This is a genomic window from Aquipuribacter hungaricus (assembly GCF_037860755.1).
In the GTDB taxonomy this organism is placed as follows: Bacteria; Actinomycetota; Actinomycetes; order Actinomycetales; family JBBAYJ01; genus Aquipuribacter; species Aquipuribacter hungaricus.
In genome coordinates, this window is the sequence record NZ_JBBEOI010000001.1 from 55093 (window position 1) to 74777 (window position 19685).

Annotated in this window: 18 protein-coding genes and 1 pseudogene; 11 read left to right on the top strand and 8 right to left on the bottom strand. The window is 71.7% G+C overall.

Annotation, left to right across the window (positions count from 1 at the left end):
* Positions 1–98 precede the first annotated feature (98 nt).
* From WCS02_RS00285 to WCS02_RS00320, 8 genes are all read left to right on the top strand, one after another.
* Positions 99–1103: a LacI family DNA-binding transcriptional regulator gene (locus WCS02_RS00285; protein ID WP_340288016.1), complete on the top strand. Its 1005-nt coding sequence runs from the start codon at positions 99–101 to the stop codon at positions 1101–1103.
* Between the two features lie 292 nt (positions 1104–1395).
* On the top strand, positions 1396–2226 hold the full coding sequence (locus WCS02_RS00290; protein WP_340288303.1) for a sugar phosphate isomerase/epimerase family protein: 831 nt from the start codon (positions 1396–1398) through the stop codon (positions 2224–2226).
* A gap of 55 nt (positions 2227–2281) precedes the next feature.
* Complete coding sequence (locus WCS02_RS00295; RefSeq protein ID WP_340288018.1) at positions 2282–3475, top strand: substrate-binding domain-containing protein; 1194 nt, start codon at positions 2282–2284, stop codon at positions 3473–3475.
* A gap of 42 nt (positions 3476–3517) precedes the next feature.
* Positions 3518–5077 (top strand): sugar ABC transporter ATP-binding protein, encoded by a 1560-nt coding sequence (locus WCS02_RS00300; RefSeq protein ID WP_340288021.1) that lies wholly within the window; start codon positions 3518–3520, stop codon positions 5075–5077.
* A gap of 2 nt (positions 5078–5079) precedes the next feature.
* Positions 5080–6069 (top strand): ABC transporter permease, encoded by a 990-nt coding sequence (locus tag WCS02_RS00305; protein ID WP_340288025.1) that lies wholly within the window; start codon positions 5080–5082, stop codon positions 6067–6069.
* Positions 6066–7151: a Gfo/Idh/MocA family protein gene (locus tag WCS02_RS00310; protein WP_340288028.1), complete on the top strand. Its 1086-nt coding sequence runs from the start codon at positions 6066–6068 to the stop codon at positions 7149–7151. Before WCS02_RS00305 ends, WCS02_RS00310 begins: the two co-directional genes overlap by 4 nt.
* Entirely contained in the window at positions 7148–7798 is a 651-nt protein-coding gene (locus tag WCS02_RS00315; protein ID WP_340288031.1) for a gluconate 2-dehydrogenase subunit 3 family protein, read from the top strand. The genes WCS02_RS00310 and WCS02_RS00315 overlap by 4 nt, the downstream gene beginning before the upstream one ends.
* Position 7799: 1 nt before the next feature.
* Positions 7800–9443 carry a GMC family oxidoreductase gene (locus WCS02_RS00320; protein WP_340288034.1) on the top strand — a complete coding sequence of 548 codons (1644 nt, stop codon included), beginning with the start codon at positions 7800–7802 and terminating at the stop codon, positions 9441–9443.
* A 142-nt stretch (positions 9444–9585) separates the two neighbouring features.
* Here WCS02_RS00320 and WCS02_RS00325 read toward each other — a convergent pair whose 3' ends face one another.
* The 7 genes from WCS02_RS00325 to WCS02_RS00355 all read right to left on the bottom strand — a co-directional run bounded on the left by WCS02_RS00325 (position 9586) and on the right by WCS02_RS00355 (position 16497).
* Positions 9586–10623 carry an STAS-like domain-containing protein gene (locus tag WCS02_RS00325; protein ID WP_340288037.1) on the bottom strand — a complete coding sequence of 346 codons (1038 nt, stop codon included), beginning with the start codon at positions 10621–10623 and terminating at the stop codon, positions 9586–9588.
* A 941-nt stretch (positions 10624–11564) separates the two neighbouring features.
* A complete protein-coding gene (locus WCS02_RS00330) occupies positions 11565–12488 on the bottom strand; it encodes a phytoene desaturase family protein (RefSeq protein WP_340288305.1) in 924 nt (307 codons plus the stop codon).
* Positions 12401–13162, bottom strand: a complete 762-nt coding sequence (locus WCS02_RS00335; RefSeq protein WP_340288040.1) for an FAD-dependent oxidoreductase — start codon at positions 13160–13162, stop codon at positions 12401–12403. Before WCS02_RS00335 ends, WCS02_RS00330 begins: the two co-directional genes overlap by 88 nt.
* Positions 13159–14076 (bottom strand): sulfite exporter TauE/SafE family protein, encoded by a 918-nt coding sequence (locus tag WCS02_RS00340; RefSeq protein ID WP_340288043.1) that lies wholly within the window; start codon positions 14074–14076, stop codon positions 13159–13161. Before WCS02_RS00340 ends, WCS02_RS00335 begins: the two co-directional genes overlap by 4 nt.
* Positions 14077–14081: 5 nt before the next feature.
* Complete coding sequence (locus WCS02_RS00345) at positions 14082–14711, bottom strand: rhodanese-like domain-containing protein (RefSeq protein ID WP_340288045.1); 630 nt, start codon at positions 14709–14711, stop codon at positions 14082–14084.
* On the bottom strand, positions 14708–16180 hold the full coding sequence (locus tag WCS02_RS00350; protein ID WP_340288048.1) for a rhodanese-like domain-containing protein: 1473 nt from the start codon (positions 16178–16180) through the stop codon (positions 14708–14710). Before WCS02_RS00350 ends, WCS02_RS00345 begins: the two co-directional genes overlap by 4 nt.
* Complete coding sequence (locus WCS02_RS00355; protein ID WP_340288051.1) at positions 16177–16497, bottom strand: rhodanese-like domain-containing protein; 321 nt, start codon at positions 16495–16497, stop codon at positions 16177–16179. The genes WCS02_RS00350 and WCS02_RS00355 overlap by 4 nt, the downstream gene beginning before the upstream one ends.
* A 132-nt stretch (positions 16498–16629) precedes the next feature.
* On the opposite strand from WCS02_RS00355, the gene WCS02_RS00360 reads away from it, so the two are divergent.
* Positions 16630–17397 carry a GntR family transcriptional regulator gene (locus WCS02_RS00360; RefSeq protein ID WP_340288054.1) on the top strand — a complete coding sequence of 256 codons (768 nt, stop codon included), beginning with the start codon at positions 16630–16632 and terminating at the stop codon, positions 17395–17397.
* 576 nt (positions 17398–17973) lie between these two features.
* Here WCS02_RS00360 and WCS02_RS00365 read toward each other — a convergent pair.
* Positions 17974–18477 (bottom strand): annotated as a pseudogene (locus WCS02_RS00365) (hypothetical protein); the annotation flags it as partial.
* A gap of 224 nt (positions 18478–18701) precedes the next feature.
* Here WCS02_RS00365 and WCS02_RS00370 point away from each other — a divergent pair.
* Positions 18702–19262, top strand: coding sequence for a serine O-acetyltransferase (locus WCS02_RS00370; protein ID WP_340288057.1), 561 nt, complete (start codon positions 18702–18704; stop codon positions 19260–19262).
* Positions 19259–19654 carry a MerR family transcriptional regulator gene (locus WCS02_RS00375; protein ID WP_340288060.1) on the top strand — a complete coding sequence of 132 codons (396 nt, stop codon included), beginning with the start codon at positions 19259–19261 and terminating at the stop codon, positions 19652–19654. The genes WCS02_RS00370 and WCS02_RS00375 overlap by 4 nt, the downstream gene beginning before the upstream one ends.
* Positions 19655–19685 lie beyond the last annotated feature (31 nt).

Consider the following 19685-nt stretch of genomic DNA (forward strand, 5'->3'; position numbering starts at 1 on the left):
GGGAGAATGCTGAGACGGGCATCTGCGGGACCCGCCAGGAGCAGGTGCACGTCGGGCCAACGATCTGGACCCGCGCAGAGTCCTCGAGGAGCGGCGGGATGTCCAGGACAAGGCCCCCGTCGTTGAAGGACGTCGCCCGCGAGGCGGGCGTCTCGTTCCAGACGGTCTCCCGTGTGGTCAACCACGGGCCGAGGGTCTCCGTCGCCACCCGGGACCGCGTGCTCGCGGTGATCGACGAGCTGGGCTACCGCCGCAACGAAGCGGCGCGGGCCCTCAAGACGAACCGCTCTCGCACGATCGGGGTCATCGCCGACGCCTCACCTCGGTTCGGGCCCGTGAGCACCCTCGCCGCCGTGGAGTCCGCGGCCCGTCGCGCGGGCTACACCGCGCTCGTCGCCACGATGAGCAACCCCGGCCCGCAGCTGGTCACCGACTCCTTCCGCGACTTCACGGAGCGCGGCGTCGAGGGGGTGGTCGTCATCGCCCCGCGCGTGTCGATGGCCCAGGTCGCCCAGGAGACCTCGCCGGACATCCCGCTGGTGATGCTGGCACCGGGGGCGGACACGCTGCCCGGCATCACGGTGTTCTACGAGGACCAGGAGCTGGGCGCCCGGCTCGCCGTACGCCACCTGCACCAGCTGGGTCACCGAGAAGTCGCCCACCTCGCCGGAAGCCAGGAATGGCTCGACGGGCGTGTCCGCCTGCGGGGCTGGCAGACCGAGCTCGAGGCCAGGGACCTCCCGGCCGGGCCGGTGCGGTTCGGGGACTGGTCGGGGGACAGCGCCTACCGGATCGGTCAGGAGATGCTGGCCGAGGGCCTCCCCACCGCGATCTTCGTCGCCTCCGATCTCATGGCCCTCGGCTTCGTGCGCGCGCTGAGCGAGGCCGGCGCCTCGGTGCCCCGGGACATCTCGGTGGTGGGTTTCGACGACAACGAGTTCGCGCCCCACACGAACCCGCCGCTGACGACCGTCCGGCAGTCCTTCGCGACCGTCGGGACCCGGTGCATGGAGATCCTCCTCGGCCTCATCGAAGGGCACGAGGTCGACACCACCCCGGCCGCGCCCCAGCTGATTGTGCGTCAGAGCACCGCGCCCCGCTGACTGCGGCGCCGCCCTGAGCCCTGCCTCGCCGTCAGCGAGGAGCGCGGAGGACCATCGACCGCAGGTGGAGGACGCAACTCTCGGCGAACGTTCTCGCAAACCCTTGACGCGGGTAGGGCGAACGTTCACTCTAGGGAAACACCCGGCGTTGCCGGTGGAGCAGGAACCCGGAGAGCCCCCGGCTAGGCGCGCTGATGCGACTGCCCCGTCCCCCTCCTCGGCGCACGGACGTCCCTCGGCACAGCAGCCGCGGGACACGCAGCAGCAGCAACCATGAGGAAGGGACGTGACGATGCGAGTCGCCTGCCACACCATCACCTGGGGCGGGGTCTTGGGAGCCCCGACCGGGGTCACCAGCATCAAGGACCTCCACTACCTCTCGCACGGCTCGATCACCGAGGCCGTCCGCGAGATCGGCGCCGTCGGTTACGAGGGCGCGGAGGTGTTCGACGGCAACCTCGCCGCGATCGCCGACGACCCGCAGCCGTTCCTCGACACGCTCGCCGCCAGCGGCGTCGAGCTCGTCAGCGTCTACTCCGGCGCCAACTTCGTCTACGCCGACGTCCTTCCGGACGAGATGGCCCGGCTGCGCCGCGCGTGCGTGCTGGCCCGCCGGTTCGGGGCCTCACGCCTCGTCGTCGGCGGTGGCGCCCGACGCGCCGCAGGCACCCCGGACGAGGACTACGACCGTCTCGGAGCCGCGCTCGACCAGGTCGCCGACCTCGCCGAGGAGCACGGGCTCGAGGCCAGCTATCACCCCCACCTGTCGACGATCGTCGAGTCCCCGGACGAGCTCGACCGGATCATGGCCCGCACCCGGATCGGCTTCTGCCCCGACACCGCCCACCTCGCCGCCGGTGGCGGTGACCCCGCCGCGCTGATCCGTCGGTACCCCGGGCGTCTCGCCCACGTCCACCTCAAGGACATCGACCTGGCCACCGGGGCCTTCCTGCCCCTCGGGCAGGGCGACCTCGACCTCGAGGACGTCGTGCGCGCGGTCGTCGAGTCCGGCTACGACAGCTGGCTCGTCGTCGAGCTCGACTCCACCGACGGCACGCCGGCGGACGCCGCCGCCCTCAGCCACGCGTACCTCACCGACCTGCTCTCCCGCGTCACGTCCTGACCCACCCGCGCAGCCGCCCCCATCCATCGGCACCACCCGTCGAAAGGCCCACACCATGCCCAGACCAGCCTCGCCCGGCCCCCTCACCGCCGGCATCCGGTCGCTCGCGGTCCCCGCTGCGCTCTGCCTGGCCCTCACCTCCTGCACCGCCGCGGGCGGAGGCGCCTCCGACCCCGGCGGCGACGTCGACCAGGCGTTCCTCGACCAGGTCGACGCGGCGCTCGCCGAGGTGGAGTCGCAGGTGCTGAGCACCGGCCCGAACGGGGAGGAGCCCGAGTCCGCGGACGCCGCCGAGCTCACCGACGAGCAGGTCGAGGAGGTGAAGGCGCTGGGCGCCAGCGCCGCCGTGGTCATGCACTACGCGGGCGACGACTGGTCCACCTCCCAGATCAAGGGGCTCGAGGACGAGTTCGGACGCCTCGGCATCGAGGTCGTCGCCGTCACCGACGCCGACTTCGACCCGGCCCAGCAGGTGTCCGACATCGAGAACGTGATGACCCAGCAGCCCGACGTCATCGTCTCCCTGCCCACCGACCCGGTGGCGACCGCCGGCGCCTACCGTGCGGCCGCGGAGGCCGGCGTGGAGCTCGTCTTCATGGACAACGTCCCGGAGGGCTTCGTCGCCGGCGAGGACTACGCCTCCGCGGTCTCGGCCGATAACTTCGGCAACGGCGTCATCTCGGCGCACCTGATGGCCCGCTCCCTCGGCGGCGAGGGCACGATCGGCGTGGTCTTCCACGAGGCCGACTTCTTCGTGACCCAGCAGCGCTACGACGGCTTCCGCCAGACCATCGAGGAGGTCTACCCGGACATCGAGATCGTCGAGGAGCAGGGCATCGCCGGCCCCGACTTCGCCGGCGACGCCCAGACGGCGGCGAACGCCATGCTCAGCCAGAACCCGACGCTGGACGGGCTGTGGGCGGTGTGGGACGTGCCGGCCGAGGGCGTGCTGGCCGCCGCCCGGGCCGCCGGCCGCGACGACCTCAAGGTCGCGACCCAGGACCTCGGGCTGAACGTCGGCATCTCCCTGGCCCAGGACGAGAACGTCATCGGGCTCGGCGCCCAGCGGCCCTACGAGCAGGGCGTCACCGAGGCACGCCTGGCCGCGCTCGCCCTTCTCGGCGAGGCCACCCCCGCCTACGTCGCCCTGCCCTCGCTCGGCGTCACCCACGAGAACGTCCTCGAGGCGTGGGAGACGGTCTATGCGGAGGAGGCACCCTCCGACCTCGCCGACTCCTACGTCGACTGACAGCCCCCCTACCGAGGCACGGCACAGACGCGAAGGAGCGACATGAGCCAGGTCGACGAGAGCGGGACGGCACACGACGGCACGGCCACCGAGGCACCCGCGGTCCGCATGCACGGGATCCACAAGTCCTTCGACGGGGTCCGGGTCCTGACCGACGTGGACCTCGAGGTGAGGCGGGGCGAGATCCACGCCCTCGCCGGCGGGAACGGCGCCGGCAAGTCCACCCTCATGAAGATCCTCCAGGGGGTCTACAGCAGGGACGGCGGCGAGATCGAGGTCGGCGGGCACCCGGTGCAGCTGAGCAGCACCCACGACGCCCGCGCCGTCGGCATCGGCATGGTCTTCCAGGAGTTCAGCCTCGTCCCGACCCTGACGGTGGCCCAGAACATCTTCCTCGGCGTCGAGCCGCTGGCCTCCGGCCTCATCCGGGACCGGGAGGCCGTCGCCCGGGCGCGAGAGGTCTTCGCCCGGATGGAGGTCGACGTCGACCCGACGGCCACGGTCGGCCGGCTCGGCACGGCCTACTGGCAGCTCACCGAGATCGCCAAGGCGCTGGCCCAGGACGCCCAGGTCCTCATCATGGACGAGCCCACGGCGAGCCTGGCCAAGCACGAGGCGGACAACCTGTTCGAGCTCGTCGGGCGGCTCAAGGCGCGAGGCATCTCCGTCATCTACATCTCGCACCGGATGGACGAGGTCTTCCGGATCGCCGACCGGATCACCATCCTGCGCGACGGCCGACGCCTGCTCACCGAGAGCCTGGGCGACCTCACCCCGGCCCAGGTGGTCGAAGGCATCGTCGGCCAGGCGATGGAAGGCGAGATGGCGTACCAGCAGCGCACGTCGCACCCGGCCCCCGCGGGCGGGGACGCCGTGGTCCCGGTGCTCGAGCTGCGCGGCGTCACCGCCGGCCCGCGGGTGCAGGACATCTCCTTCTCCATCGCCCCGGGGGAGATCGTCGGCCTCGCGGGGCTCATGGGCAGCGGCCGCACCGAGCTGGCCCGGGCCCTGTTCGGCATCGACCGCATCGAGGTCGGTGAGGTGCGGGTCCGCGGCGAGGCGGTGCGGCTCAGCAGCCCCCGGCACGCCATCGCCGCCGGGATCGCGATGATCCCTGAGGACCGCCGCGCCCAGGGCCTCGTCCTGGACCACTCGGTACGGGACAACCTGCTGCTCCCGGTGCTGGGCCGGTTCCGGCGGGGTCCGCTCGTCGACGACCGTGCCGCCCGCCGGACGGCCCGCGACCTCATCCAACGTTTCCGGGTCAAGGTGGCCGACGACTCCAAGGCGGTGCGCCGCCTGTCCGGCGGCAACCAGCAAAAGGTCGTCATCGCCAAGTGGCTAGGGACCGACCCAGCAGTCCTGATCATGGACGAACCCACCGCAGGGGTCGACATCGGCACCAAGACCGAGATCCTCGACACCATCCGCGCCCTCGCCGACGAGGGCATGGGCGTCCTCGTCATCTCCTCCGAGTACCCCGAGCTGCTCGCCGTGAGCGACAGGGTCGTCGTGCTGCGCGAGGGCCGCGTGCACCGCGTCCTGGCGCGGGCCGACATCCCCGACGAGCAGTCCCTCCAACTCTCCGTCCAAGGAGCCTGACCATGGCCACCACCACGTCCCCCACAACGCCGGCCGCCGCCCCCGGGAGCCGGAGCCGCAGCCCCCTGCTCGAGAAGCTCGACTGGCGCCGCTACATCATCTACATCGGCTTCGTCCTGGTGTTCCTCGTGTTCGCCGTCACCTTGAACGACAACGGCTTCCTCACGACCAACAACCTGCTCAATATCGTCCGCCAGTCCGCGATCATCGCGATCATCGCCGTGGGCATGACCTACGTGATCGCGTGCGCGGAGATCGACCTGTCCGTGGGGTCGACGGCCGGACTGGCCAGCGTGATCACGGCGATGGCGATCTCCGACTACGGACTCCTTGCCGGCGTGGCCGCAGGCCTCCTGGTGGGGGTCGTGGTGGGGTCGATCAACGGCGCGCTCGTCAGCATGCTCAACATCCCGTCGTTCCTGGTGACGCTCGGCATGCTCGGCATCGCCGTCGGCGTGGCGCAGTGGATCACCGACTCCGCCCCCCAGCCGATCCTGGACCCGACCTACAACCTCGTCTTCGGCGGCGGCAATTTCGGACCGGTACCCGGCCTGCTCGTGTGGATGGCGATCGTCGTCGCCCTCGGCGCTGTCGGCCTGGCCAAGACCCGCTTCGGGCGCCAGGTCCTGGCCACCGGTGGCAACCGGATGGCAGCGGACTTCACCGGGATCAACACCCGTCGGGTCAAGTTCCAGGTTCTGGTGATCTCCTCCGTGCTGGCCGCCCTGGCGGGCATGCTCTACGCGGGTCGGCTCGAGTCGGGACGCTTCCAGTGGGGCACCGGCGACGAGCTGTCGGCGATCGCCGCGGTCATCCTCGGCGGCACCAGCCTGTTCGGCGGGGCCGGCTCGGTCGTCGGCACGCTCGTCGGGGCCCTGCTGATCGGCCTCATCAACAACGGGCTCGTGCTCGCCGGGCTGGACACCAGCCAGCAGCAGGTCGTCCGCGGCGTCATCATCATCCTCGCCGTGGCGCTGGCGAGGCGGAAGTGAACGCCCCGCCGCTGCGTCACGGCATCATCGGTACCGGGTTCATGGCGACCGTCCACTCCCGCGCGGTCCGACGTAGCAGCGGGGTCCTCTCCCTGGTGGCCGGCGCCACCCCCGAGAGCGGCCAGGCCGCCGCGGTGTCCCTGGGCGCCCGTGCGGGAGCGGCGGACGCGGCCGAGCTCGTGGCCTCCCCGGAGGTCGACGTCGTGCACGTCTGCACGCCTAACAACACCCACGCGCCCCTGGTGCGCCTGGCGCTGCAGGCCGGGAAGCACGTGGTCTGCGAGAAGCCGCTGGCGACCTGCCCGGACGAGGCGGCCGAGCTCGCCGGGCTCGCGGCAGCAGCGGGCGTGGTGGCCGCCGTCCCGTTCGTCTACCGCTTCTACCCCACGGTCCGCCACGCCGCGGCCATGGTGGCCCGCGGCGAGGCGGGGCCCCTGTGGCTGCTGCACGGCTCCTACCTGCAGGACTGGCTATCCACTCCCGGCCGGAGCAACTGGCGGGTGGACGCCGCGCAGGGCGGGGCGTCGCGGGCGTTCGGTGACATCGGCATCCACTGGTGCGACCTCATGGAGTTCGTCACCGGGCACCGCATCACCGCGCTCGTGGCCCGGACGGCGGTCGCGCACCCCGAGCGGGCAGGCTCCGTGGTCACCACCGAGGACGGCGCCTCGGTCGTCTTCGAGACCGACCGGGGAGCCACCGGCTCCCTCGTGGTCTCGCAGGCCTCGCCCGGCCGCAAGAACCGTCTGGAGTTCTCCTTCGACGGGACGCTCGCCTCCCTGGCCTTCGACCAGGAACGACCGGAGGAGCTGTGGGTCGGCGGCACGAACGGCAACCGCACCGTGCTGCGCGACCCCGCCGCGCTCGACCCCGCGGCCGCCGGCTACGCCGTGCTGCCGGCCGGGCACCCGCAGGGCTACCAGGACAGCTTCGATGCCTTCGTCGCCGACGTCTCGCGCCAGGTACGCGGCGACCAGGTGCCCGGCCTGCCGTCCTTCGCCGACGGCGCACGCGCCGCTCGGATCACTGATGCGGTGCTGCGCTCGGCGCGCACCCGGACCTGGGTGGAGGTACCCGCATGACCGACGACACGTTCTTCGACCCGCACCAGCGGGCGACCATCGCCGCGGCTATGGCCCGCATGATCCCTACCGACGACGTGCCCGGCGCGGCCGAGGCCGGGACGATCGACTTCCTCGACCGGTACCTGTCCGGCCCCGGGTACGTCTACGCGGCGCCCGACGGCGACGGCTTCGAGACGCTGACCGGGCGACGGCTCGAGGCCTGGACCCGCCGCATCGCCGTGGTCCGCGAACGGTACGTCGCCGGCGTCGAGCTGCTGGACGCCGCCGCCCGCAGGCGCGGCGCGGACTTCGTCGACCTCGGCCCCGAGGCCCAGGACCAGGTCCTGCGCGAGGTCGAGCGCCCCGAGGGGCGCGAGGAGGAGGCGGACCTCGCCCGCAGCCAGGTCACCCTCTACGGCGCGCCCGTGGAGGTGGCCCTGCAGCAGACCAGCGCCGAGGTCGACCTCGGGTTCCTCCCGCTGCTCGCGCTGCACACGCGCCAAGGCTTCTACGCCGACCCGGTCTACGGCGGCAACCGGGACCACGTCGGCTGGCAGGTGATCGGCTTCCCGGGGCCGGCGAGCCTCGCCGAGGTCCACCAGGGCCTCTACACCACCATCGACTACTTCGCCGACAACCGGGTCCACCCCGGCACGGAGGACTGACATGACCACGACCCGTCACGACCGCACGGACGTCCTGATCATCGGCGCAGGGGCCTCCGGCGCCACGGCGGCGAAGGTCCTCACCGAGCGCGGGCTGCGTGTCGTCGCCCTGGAGAAGGGGCCCTGGCGCACCAAGGAGACCTTCAGCGGCGACGAGCTCGCCAGCATCAACCGCTACGACCTGTGGCCCGACCCGCTCCTCAACCCCCGTACGCACCGCACGGGGGCGGACCAGCCGGCCACCGAGCAGCTGTTCTGCCCCGTCCCGCAGATGGTCGGCGGGGGCACCGTGCACTGGCAGGGCTGGCTGCCCCGGTTCACCGAGGACGACTTCCGCTTCCACAGCGTCGTGGGGGGCGTCCCGGGGGCCTCCCTGGCCGACTGGCCCATCACCTACGCCGAGCTCGAGCCCTACTACACCGCGGTCGAGTGGGCCTTCGGTGTCTCGGGCCAGGCCGGGGCCAACGCCTTCGAGTCCTTCCGCTCCAAGGGCTATCCCTGCCCACCGATGCCCATGTCGCGGTACGCGGAGAAGTACCACGCCGGTGCGTCCGCGCTCGGCTGGAACTCCTTCCCGACCCCGCAGGCCGCCCTGTCCCAGCCCTTCGACGGCCGGCCCGCGACGGTCCTCAGCGCCTTCGCGCAGCAGCACGGCGACCCCACGGGGACCCGGTCGAGCGCTCTCAACGTGTTCGTGCCCCACGCGGTGGCGACCGGACGGTACGACCTGCGCCCGGACAGCTACGTCCGGGAGATCACCGTCGACGAGCGCGGGCGCGCCCGGGGCGCGGTCTACGAGGACGCGCAGGGCACCCTGCACGAGCAGCGGGCCGACGTCGTCGTCCTGGCCTGCGGGGCGGTCGAGACGGCCCGGCTGATGCTGCTCTCCACGTCGGCCCGGCACCCGCACGGCCTGGCCAACGACAACGACCTGGTGGGCCGCAACGTCACCTTCCACGAGTTCAGCTCGGCCGTGGCCACCTTCGACGACCCGGTCTACGCGTGGGCCGGCGGGGGCTACGTCAGCGCGAGCTCGTTCCAGTTCTACGCCCACGACGACGACCGCGGGTTCGCCGGCGGCGGGCACATGGCCTCGTCGGGGGTCGGCATCCCGCTGCCGATCAACTGGACCATGCCGGACCGGCCGGCCTGGGGCGCAGAGGCCAAGCGCATCGACCGCGAGCTCTTCAACCACTCGATGGCGGCGTCGATGGTGGTGCACGACCTGCCGCAGCACGACAACCGCGTCGACCTGGATGACACCGTCGTGGACGACTGGGGCCTGCCGGTCGCGCGGATCACCCTGACCCCGCACGAGAACGACCTCGCCATGGGCCGGTTCCTCATCGACCGCAGCGCCGAGATCATGGAGGCGGCAGGGGCGACCAGCGTCCAGCGGGTCTACCCCGAGCGGGTCACCGGCAACTGCTCCCACCAGCACGGCACGACGCGCATGGGCGACGACCCCGCCACCTCGGTGCTCGACCGGGACTGCCGGGCGCACACCGTCGACAACCTCTTCGTGGTCGACGGCGGCTCGTTCCCGACCGGCACCGGCGCCAACCCGACCCTCACCATCATGGCGAACGCGTGGCGGGTGGCCGACCGCATCGCCGACGGGCGCGACGCACGAACCACCAGCTGACTCAGGTCCGACCACCCGAGATCTTCGCAGGACGAGACAGGAGCCGCGCGGAGCTCGGCGGCCCGGCGTCGCGGGACAGCCCGGGCCGGCTCACCCGCCACCGAGGGGCCACGACGCACAGGTGCTGAGGCTGATCCACTTCTCAGGCGTCACCGGTGCCTGAGGGCTGCGCGGCACTCGGCAGCCCGCGACGGACCATGAACTCCACCGGGCCGGTCATGCCGACCGGCGTCACCAGCGTTCCTTCATGCTTCCGCGGCCAGACGCGCAGCACCTCGTCGACGAACCCCTGACCGACCTCTTCGACGCCCGTGAAGTCGAGGGTGACCTCCTTGAAGCGGTCGAGCCCACGCATGAGTCGCTTCGCTTCGGAGCGACTGACGAAGCGGACACCGATCCCGAACAGGCGCACGACCGTTCGAGTACGGGAGAACTGGTGGTCCTCGTCCGTGTAGGCGCCGAAGACATCGGCGATCGGAGTCGTGGTAGCGGGATCCATCTCCCAACGCACCCGGGTGCCCACATCGATGTCGCTCGCGCCGACCGCCTGGTCCTGGCGGACGTTGTCCACGGTCCACCTGAGGCCGGCCGATTCCAGGGTGAAGACGTCCACCGCCTTGGAGGTGAAGAAGATGCCTTCACCGGAGTGGTGCTCCGGGTCTGTCGTCGTCTTGCCCTTGGTGAGCTCCCCCAGCGCGTCGTACGCGTCTTCGAGGCCCAGTCGCTGCTGCAGATGGTGCAGGGCACCGCGACCGTCGTCCGACACCTCGAAGCGGATCTCCAAGCGCGAGGCCCACACAGCCACACGGACGTCGGCCGCACCAGAGTGGTCGATCGCGTTGTTGAGCATCTCGGTGAATGCGTAGCCGGCGGTCGAACGACCCTCGGGGCTCAGCCGGTCCTGCAGGACGTCGACGACGACGTCACGCCAGACGGCGTCCTCCTGCAGGCCTGCCAGCGGCAGAAGTCGCTCCCACGTGGGTTCCGTCCATCGGGGTTGCGTGAAGTCGGAACTCGACCGCCGTGCGAGGGCACTGCGAACTGCACCTGGGTCGAACACGCGGTGCCCGCCAGGCGACCTCTCGGACGGGACGACGCCGCTGTCCGCAAGCTGGCGGAGCCTGGCAGGCGTCACACCGAGCTCGCGTGCGACTTCGCCGACGCGGACCAGCCTGCTCATGCGGGGAATCTATGGGATCCAACAAGATCTTCGCACCGTTGAGGCATGGAACTTACGTGCTGGGTCAAGTTCTCAGACGGAGAGATGACCGTAACGGTGCCTGCAGGGAAGGTTGCCCCTGGCGGGGAGGCCCGCGGCCCCCCTCAGGCAGCGGACGCCACGGCGCGCTCCAAGGAGCAGAACCCGAGGTGGCCGGCCTGCGGCATCGTCGTGGTCAAGGTCAGCAGCACCGGGCCAGTCTGCCCGGCGCGGCTTTCGAGCAAGGTGACACGGCGGTCTCAGTCTCCTGCTGGCGCAGTGAGGGCGAGCCTCCGTCCAGCTGGGGCACTCCTGCAGAGGGCCTCATGACGGCCATCCCCAGGGCACGCTCAGGGCACCGGCTCAGAATCGTGTCGCCGCGGAGCAGCACGACCAGGCACGGTCGGTGACAGCCGGACCCCGTCGCGGTACGGCCGCCTGTGGTTAACCGCAAGCAGCACGTTGACGACTCCACACCAGGGCGACACAAGTGTTCGCAGCGGAGGGCGTGGGATTCGAACCCACGAGACGGGTGGTGACCCGCCCAACGGTTTTCAAGACCGTCCGCTGTACCGCCTCTAACCTGCACGTTCGCGGCCAACGGCGGCGTCGATGGCACTGGTCAGGCACGGGGTCAGGAACGCGCTACTCGCGGGGCCGTCAAGGCACGCGCAGCAGCGACAGCCGACGAGTGCCACCGGCTGTCAGTGACCGCCGGACTCTCGAAGCACCCGCAGACCCAGTGACGCGGTGGACACAGATGGCTACCACCTGTTGATCGACACCTCGGCCCTCACTCAGAGGGCCCCCAACGCCAAGCGTGACCCGCGCGCGACCATCACCATCTGCGACGCCAACCGTCGTAGCTGCGACGGGTGCCCGCCGCCCGACTCCGATGGGTCGTCGGCGTCTGCCGTGGTTGCCTACTGCTTGGTCGCCAGGAGGGCACGCGCGGCGGCCTTGCCGCTGGTGCCGGCGATCCCGCCGACGGGCGCCGTCGATGCGCCGCAGGTGTAGAGGCCCTCGACGCCTGGGACGCGGTGCTTGGACAGACGGCGGGTGGGGCGTAGGAACGACAGCTGATCGAGGCTGATGTCGAGGTACATGGGGTGCACGCCGGGCCACCTCAGCTGTTCCGACATGCGGGCCGGGGTCCAGATGTCGCGTCCGAGGATGGTGCTGCGGAAGCCGGGTGCGTGCTCCTCGACCTGGTCGATCATCTTCTCGGTGAACGCCTCGGCGTGCTGTTCCCAGCCTCCCTCGACCTCGTAGGGGGTGCTGGGGCAGGCGAGGTAGACGGTGTGCTTCCCGGCGGGGGCGAGGCTGTCGTCGTAGACGCTCGGGGTGAAGCAGTACGTCGGGGGCCGCTCGGGCAGCCGGCGGGCCTCGGCGTCGTGGAAGCCGCGGCTCAGCTGGTCCATGTCGTCGACGAGGGACTGCAGGCCGTTCCAGTCCCCTTCCCGTGCTCCCCGGTACTGCGGCAGGCGGTCCGTGGCGAGGTGCACGACCATCTGCACGGCGTTGCCGCGGTGGGCAGCGGCCAGCTCCCGTCCGGCGTCGCCCGCCAGCGGCGGGTCCAGCAGCTGCAGCAGGGCGGTCTGCACGTCGACGGCGGTGATGACCGCGGCAGCCTCGATCCGTTCCCCGCCGGCGAGGGTGACCGAGCGCGCCCGTCCGCCGCGGGCGTCGATCCGCTCCACGACGGCCTCGGTACGCACCTGCCCGCCCCAGCCGGTCGGGCGGCGCTCGAGGGCGTCGGTCAACGACTGCGAGCCGCCGCGCGCGTGCCACTGCCCGTACAGGTGGTAGGCGACCTGCCAGAACACGTAGAAGGCGCCTCCGGGCAGGTGGGGGCCGGCGGAGGAGTGGCTGGCGAAGGACGAGACGGGCGCGCGGGTGAGGTCGGAGCGGTCTGCAGGAGCGAGCCGTAGGGCGTGACCAGGTCGTGGGCGAGCCCGACCGCGCCGGACCGCCTCAGCGCCTGCAGGAGTGAGAAGCCCTTGCTGCCGGCTGCGCGGGCGGCCCCGGCGACGCTGGAGCCCCCTTCGAGGGCGGCCACCACCGTCTTGACGAGCGGGACGGCGCGGTGCATCAGGCGTCGGTAGGCCTCGGCGTCGGCCGGGTCGTGCTCGGCGATGGAGGCCACGGTGGCGTCGATGTCGCGATGGAACCGGACGACCCGTCCGTCGGCGAACATGCCCGTGGCGAACGGCTCCATCGGCAGGTACTCCAGACCCGCCCCGGCGAGGTCCAGCTCCTCCGGTATCGAGGTCATGTTGATGATGTTGTGTGCTGCGGAGTGGGTGTTGAACCGGTAGCCAGGGATGGTCTCGTCGGTGCGAGACCCCCCACCGAGCTTGTCGGAGGCCTCCAGGACCAGGACACGCCGCCCGGCCTTCGCGAGGTAGCAGGCGGCGACGAGCCCGTTGTGCCCGCCACCGACGACGACGACCGGGTCGACCCCGGCGTCGGTGGTGTTTGTGGTGCCGGTGGTGCCTCTGGTGGCGGGCGCTGGTGTCATGGCTTGTCCCCCGAGGCGATCAGGTCGGCGGCTTGGTCGTCCACCTGCCGGCGTCGGCCCCCACCCTTGCGCGGGAGGACGGCCACGGCCACCGTCAGCACGCCCACCGCTGCGGCGATGCCGAGCGAGCCGAGCGGGGGGGTACCGAGCACCGCACCGGCCTGCTGCGCCAGGACGAAGACGCCCATGACCACGACGAACCAGCCGAACCCGCGCCGCAGGGTGTCGGGTGCGATGCGACCGGTCAGGGTGCCACCGAGCACGGACCCCAGGACGGCAGCGGCGGTGACCGCGGCGGCCAGACCCCAGTCGATCTGCACGCTGGCCAGATAGCCGCCCAGGCCCGCGAACGACTTCATCGCGATGACGAGCAGGGACGTGCCGACGGCGATGCTCATGGGCAGCCCACCCAGCAGGACCAGGGCGGGGACGACGAGGAACCCGCCGCCCGCGCCGACCATTCCCGTCACCAGACCGACGACACCACCTTCGGCCAGGACCAGACCGACGCGCATCTGGCCGTCGTGCTCCTTCATCTCGCGCCGACCACGGATCATGGCCACGGCCGTGGCGAGCATCATCAGCGAGAACGCGATGAGCAGGACCGTGCCGGGGATGAACGCGGCCAGCCGCCCGCCGGCGTACGCGCCGACCATCGCGGCGGCACCGAAGACCAGACCGGTGCGCCAGCGGACCCGCCCGGCCCGGGCGTGCGGCACCAATGCCGCCAGGCTCGTCACCCCGACGACGAACAGCGAGGTGGCGATGGCCTCCTTGCTGTCCAGCCCGGCCACGTAGACCAGGAGCGGGACCGCCAGGATCGACCCGCCGCCGCCGAGCAGCCCCAGGGACACCCCGACGGCCACGGCGAGCAGGAGCACGAGCCACAGGTTCCCGTCGACGATCGCCGCCACCTGGCTCAGCTCCTGGCCGGTGCCGTGGTCGGGGTGCGGGACGGGGTGCTGGTCGGGGTGGTGGCCAGCTGTCCCATGACGTCGCGGACGTCGTAGGTGGAGGACCGGTTGTAGGGCAGCTTCATGAGGATCGAGCCCATGAGGCAGCTGTTGGACACGGCCGCGAAGGTCAGTCCCGCCCCGACGGCGCCGGCGACGACCTGCACGCCGGGCTTGAGCAGGGACACCAGGACCGAGGAGAGCACCATGGAGCCGGCGACGAGGCGGACCTGCCGCTCCAGCTCCCAGCGCTGCGCGCCTCGGCGGACCTCACCGCCCGCCTGCTCCCAGGCGAGGATCCCGCCGTCGAGGACCTGGAGGTTCGGCAGTCCGGCGCCGGCCAGCGCCTGCTCGGCCTGGGTGGCGCGGACCCCGGAGCGGCAGACCAGGACGACGTCGTCGTCCAGGTGGGCGCTGAGCTCTTCGCGGTGCTCCTTGAGGGTGTCCAACGGGACGTTGTACGCGCCGGGGATGTGCATGGTCTCGAACTCCGCGGGGGTGCGGACGTCCAGGACCCGGACCTGCCCGGAGGCGAGGGTCTCCTGGAGTGCGGCGGCGTCGGTCGTGCGGGGGCGGGGGGCGGCGGGGGTGCTCATGCGTCCTTCTCGATGTCCAGGCCGGCGGTCGCGGCGTTGTCGAAGCTGTCGTCGATCAGCACCACGTCGACCCCGGCACGGTCGAGCACGCCGGCGGCGATCGAGGCGCGGTACCCGCTGGCGCAGTGCACCAGGACCGGCCTGTCGGAGGGGACCTCGTCGAGGCGCTCGAGCAGGCCGTGCAGCGGGATGTGCGTGGAACCGGTGACGTAGCCGGCCGCGCGCTCGTCGTCGCGGCGCACGTCCAGGACCAGCGGGTCCTGCCCGTCTCGGCGGCGGGCGGCCACGTCCGTGAAGTCGACCGTCCCGAACCCGGCTGGCTCGCCGCCGCCGTCGATCCAGTCCGGGACGGCGCCGGTGGCGACTGCGGCGGGACGGTCGATGCCGATCCGCGCCAGGTCGCGCTGTGCGGCCTCGACGTCGTCCGGTGTGCTCGCGAGCAGGGTCACCGGGGTGCCCCAGGGGATGAGCCAGCCGAGGTAGGTGATGAACGACCCGTCCTGGCCGAAGTTGAAGGTCCCCGGCACGTGCCCGGCGGCGTAGGAGGTGCGGTCCCGCAGGTCCACGACCCACTCCCCGGCCTCGATGCGTCGGCGTAGCTCGGCCGCGTCGGCCGGTGCGGGCTGCGACAGGTCGACCGGGGCCGGGCCTGAGGCGTTCGCCGGGCCCATGTGGGCGTAGTAGGCCGGGTGCGCGGTCAGCGCCGCGAGCGTGGCCTCCACCCACTCCTCCACCCCCTGGGTCAGGGCGGGGTTGTCCGTCTTCTGCGAACCGATGGTGGCCGAGTCGCCCGAGGTCGGGGTCGCGGCGCAGAAGCTGCCGAAACCGTGGGTCGGGTAGATCTCCGTGTCGTCCGGGAGCTCCTCGACCAGACGGTGCGCGGAGGCGTGCTGGTGCCGGGCGAGCGCCTCGGCGTGCTCGGCGCCGAGCAGGTCCGGCCGACCGGTCGAGCCGTACAGCAGCGACCCACCCGTGAACACCACCGTCCCCTGATCGGCGTCGCCGGCGGACGAGGCGAGGGACACGGCGTAGGACAGGTGCGTGAAGGTGTGCCCCGGCGTGGCCAGGACCCGCACCACCAGGTCGCCGGTGCGGAACTCCTCGCCGTCTCGCAACGGGGTGCGCTCGAACGACACCTCGTCCTCGGCGTTGACGCAGTAGGCCGCTCCGACCTGCTCGGCCAGGGCGTGCCCGCCCGTGACGTAGTCGTTGTGGATGTGGGTCTCCAGCACGTGCGTGATGCGCACGCCGCGCTCCGCCGCCAGCTCGGTCACCCGGTCGGTGTCGCGCTGCGGGTCCACGACCACTGCGACCGTGCCGTCGCTGATGAGGTAGCTGCGATCCCCCAGGGACGGGGTCTCGATCGTGATGACGTTGATCATGAGGGCTCCTGCCGGGTCGGCGGACAGGTCGGACGGGCCGGCGTCGGGTGCTGCGGCCGCCGTCTTCGGGTGCGGTGTGTGGCTCACGGGCGTGCGCCGCTGGTGACAGGACGGCCGTCCTCGACCCATCCCTTGGTGCCGCCGCGAACAGAGACCGCGTCGAGGCCCGCGGCGCGCAAGGTGTCCGTGGCGCTCTTGCTCCGGTTCCCGCTCGCGCAGACCACGTAGACGCGCCCCTCGGAGGGGACCTCGCCCGAACGTGCAGGCACCTGCGACAGCGGGATGTTGACGGCGCCGGGGACGTGCCCGTCGGCGTACTCGCCGGGTTCGCGGACGTCGAGGACGGCGGCGGCGCCGTCGGCGTGGGCGCGGATCAGGTCGGCGAGGTCGGTCTCTCGTGTCACGGCTGTGGCTCCTTGGGGTGTCGGGTGTCTGGTACCCACCCTAACCGCAATGTCCGTACATTTACTCCGCCTGCAGCGCCTAAGGTGGCGGCGCCCATCGGACCCCCGTCACGAGCAGCAGAAGGAGGCGACGTGCCCGCCCCTCGACCCCTCCCGGGAACGGGCCCGCTGTGGGCCCGGCTCGAAGGGCACATGCGTGCCCGGATCGACGCCGGCGACTTCGACGGGCCGTTCCCGGGCGAGCACGCCATCGCCGCGGAGTACGGGGTGAGCCGTCACACCGTGCGCGAGGCGCTGCGCCGCATCCGCCACGACGGCCTGGTCCTCGCCGCCCGCGGCCGAGCCCCGCGCCTGGCCGACGACGGCGTGCTCCACCAGCCGCTCGGCGCCCTGTACAGCTTGTTCCGCTCCGTCGAGGACAGCGGGCGCACCCAGCGCAGCGTCGTCCGGGCGCTCGACGTCCGCCGCGACCCCGACGCCGCGGCACGTTTGTCCCTGCCCGCCGACGCCGACCTGACCTACCTCGAACGCCTCCGCCTCGCCGACGACGACCCCCTTGCCCTGGATCAGGTCTGGCTGCCCGCCACGCCGACCACCGCACTGCTCGAGGCCGACTTCTCCCACACGGCGCTGTACGACGAGCTGCGGGCGCGCTGCGCCATCGTCGTCTCCGGTGGCGTCGAGACCATCCGGGCGGTGCTCGTCGACGAGCGCGAAGCAGACGTCCTGCACCTGGTCGCGCCGGCACCGGCGTTCCTCATCGAACGCACCGGCCACGTCACCGGGGCGCCGTTCGAGCTCCGGCGGACCGTCGTCCGCAGCGACGGCTTCGCCCTGACCGCCGAGTACTCCTCCCAGGACGGGTACCAGCTGACCCAGGGCCGAGGCCAGACCGGGTGACGGCGCCTGCACACGTCGACCACCACAGAACGCATGGGCACCACACAAGTACCCGCTGATGCTCGCTCCAGCTGCGATCATCCGGCGTCGTGCGTCAGACGTGGACCAGGACATCCGGTCACACCGACCACCACGCAGCGTCGTTGCGTCCTTAGCACGCGACCGTCAGCCGGATCGCACGGTGACCGCGGCTGCGGCCAGGAACGAGGCCGCGCACACGCCTGCCGCGAGCAGGGAAAGCGTCCCGCCGCCCGGACCGGGGACGCCGGTCCTCATTGTCCGCTCGGTCGCGAGCCGGCGTCGCTCGGCGAGCACCGTGAACGCGCCCGCCCTGAACACGGCGACGAGCGAGACGACAAGGCCGGCGACACCCGACCCGGGCTGCTGGCGATCAGGCGTCGAAGCGCACGAACGCTTGGAGGGTGCCGTCGGCGTACTCGTGGACCTCGGTGTAGCCGAGGCTCTCGTAGAACGCGCGTGGACCGGGCTCGTCGTCCGTGAGGAGCACCTTCTGGCGCACGCTGCCGTAGGGCTCAGCGCCGCGAGGACCAGTCGCCGGCCGGTCCCGCTTCGCTGCTCGCCGGGGTGCACCAGCACGTCCTGCAGGTAGCAGATGCTCGCGCCGTCCGAGACGACCCGCGCGAGTCCCACTAGGCGGCCCACTCGGTGAGCAGTGACCACGCGGGTGGAGCCGTCCAGCGCCGCTCGCAGCGTGTCTGGGTGGTCGGCGTAAATGGTCCAGCCGACAGCTCGGTACAGGGCCACGACCTCGTCAAGGTCCAGGGACGCAGCGGCCGCGATGGTGGCCGGGATCCGCTCTACCGGCCGCACGGTAGTGCGGTTCAACCTGGGGGACCGGCTTAAACGCCCAGGGCCAATCGCTTGTTCCGCTTGAGTATCCCTGAGGGAGACGGGGTGGTGTCGTTGCGGCAACAGTCGTCCCGTGGCCGGCTCCTTCCGCCGGCAGCAGTCGCTTGTCGCAAGTTGCGCGCCGGGTCGACACGCTCGCCGAGCTCCCGCCGTAGGACGTGCACCGTCGGCCGCTCTGCAAGTGCTCGGTACTAGACCTCTTCGACCCATTCGGGCGCTGCAACTTCTGAGCCGTACCAACTGACGTTGGCTCGATGGGGTGATGTTCCTTGATTGCCGGGGGCCGGAGCGGGCGGGGTCCTAGCGTCGCAGCAGGGAGCCCGTCCGGTTCCCCGTCACGCCTGCGCTGGCGTGCACGCGGGCGGGCTCCCGCCAGCACCCTTCCCCATGGGTAGAGTCACGGGCCAGTACCCACCCCGATGGAGGGAGTCCGCATGAGGGCCGCCGTGAGCGACCTGGTCGCGCAGATCCGGGAGGACGCACGGGCGCACGGGCAGCGGACCCGACCGGGGTTCCACGCCATCGCCGTGCACCGGATCGGCACCTGGGGCGACGGGCAGCCGCGTCCAGCTCGGACGCTGGCGCGTGCCGTGCACCGGGTGCTCAACACGTTCCTCATCCGCAACGTCTACGGGATCGAAATCTACCGATCGACGGTGATCGGGCGGCGCGTGATCCTCCCCCACCACTACGGCGTGGTCCTGGGGCGATGGGCCGTGGTCGGTGACGACTGCATCATCCGCCAGCACGTGACCCTCGGGAAGGCCACGGACCTGGGTCCCGACCGAGAGCAGCCGCGCCTGGAAGACAGGGTCGAGGTGGGTGCCGGCGCGACCATCATGGGCGGCATCACGGTCGGCGCCGGGGCGAAGATCGGTCCGAACGCCGTGGTCATGCGTGACGTGCCGCCCGGGGCGACGGCGTTCGCACCCCTCACGAAGATCATGCGCCCGGCGGACCCGGTCGCGACGGTCGCCCCGGAGTCGACGGCATGACGCGGGGGGACAGGCTGCAGATCGGTGAGATCGCCGCGCGCACGGGGCTCAGCCTGAAGTCGATCCGGTACTACGAGGAGATGGGCCTGCTCACGTCGGTGCGCAGCGCCGGCGGCTTCCGGCTGTACACCGAGGACGCCGTCGCGCGGGTGCTCCTGATCATGCACATGAAGCCGCTGGACTTCTCTCTTGCGGACATGAAGGAGCTGCTCGACGCCGTCGATCCGTTCCCGGGCCAGGAGCGCGTGCCGGCGGGCAGGGCGGAGCTGCGGGCGCTCGTGCAGCGCTACCGGGACGAGGTCGACGCCCGGACCATTAAGCTGCGCAAGCGGCTGTCCGACGCCGAGGCCTTCGGCGCCCAGCTCAGCCGGCAGCTCGACGACCTCGCCTGACGGGCACGCAGGCAGGGGCAACGAGCAGCCG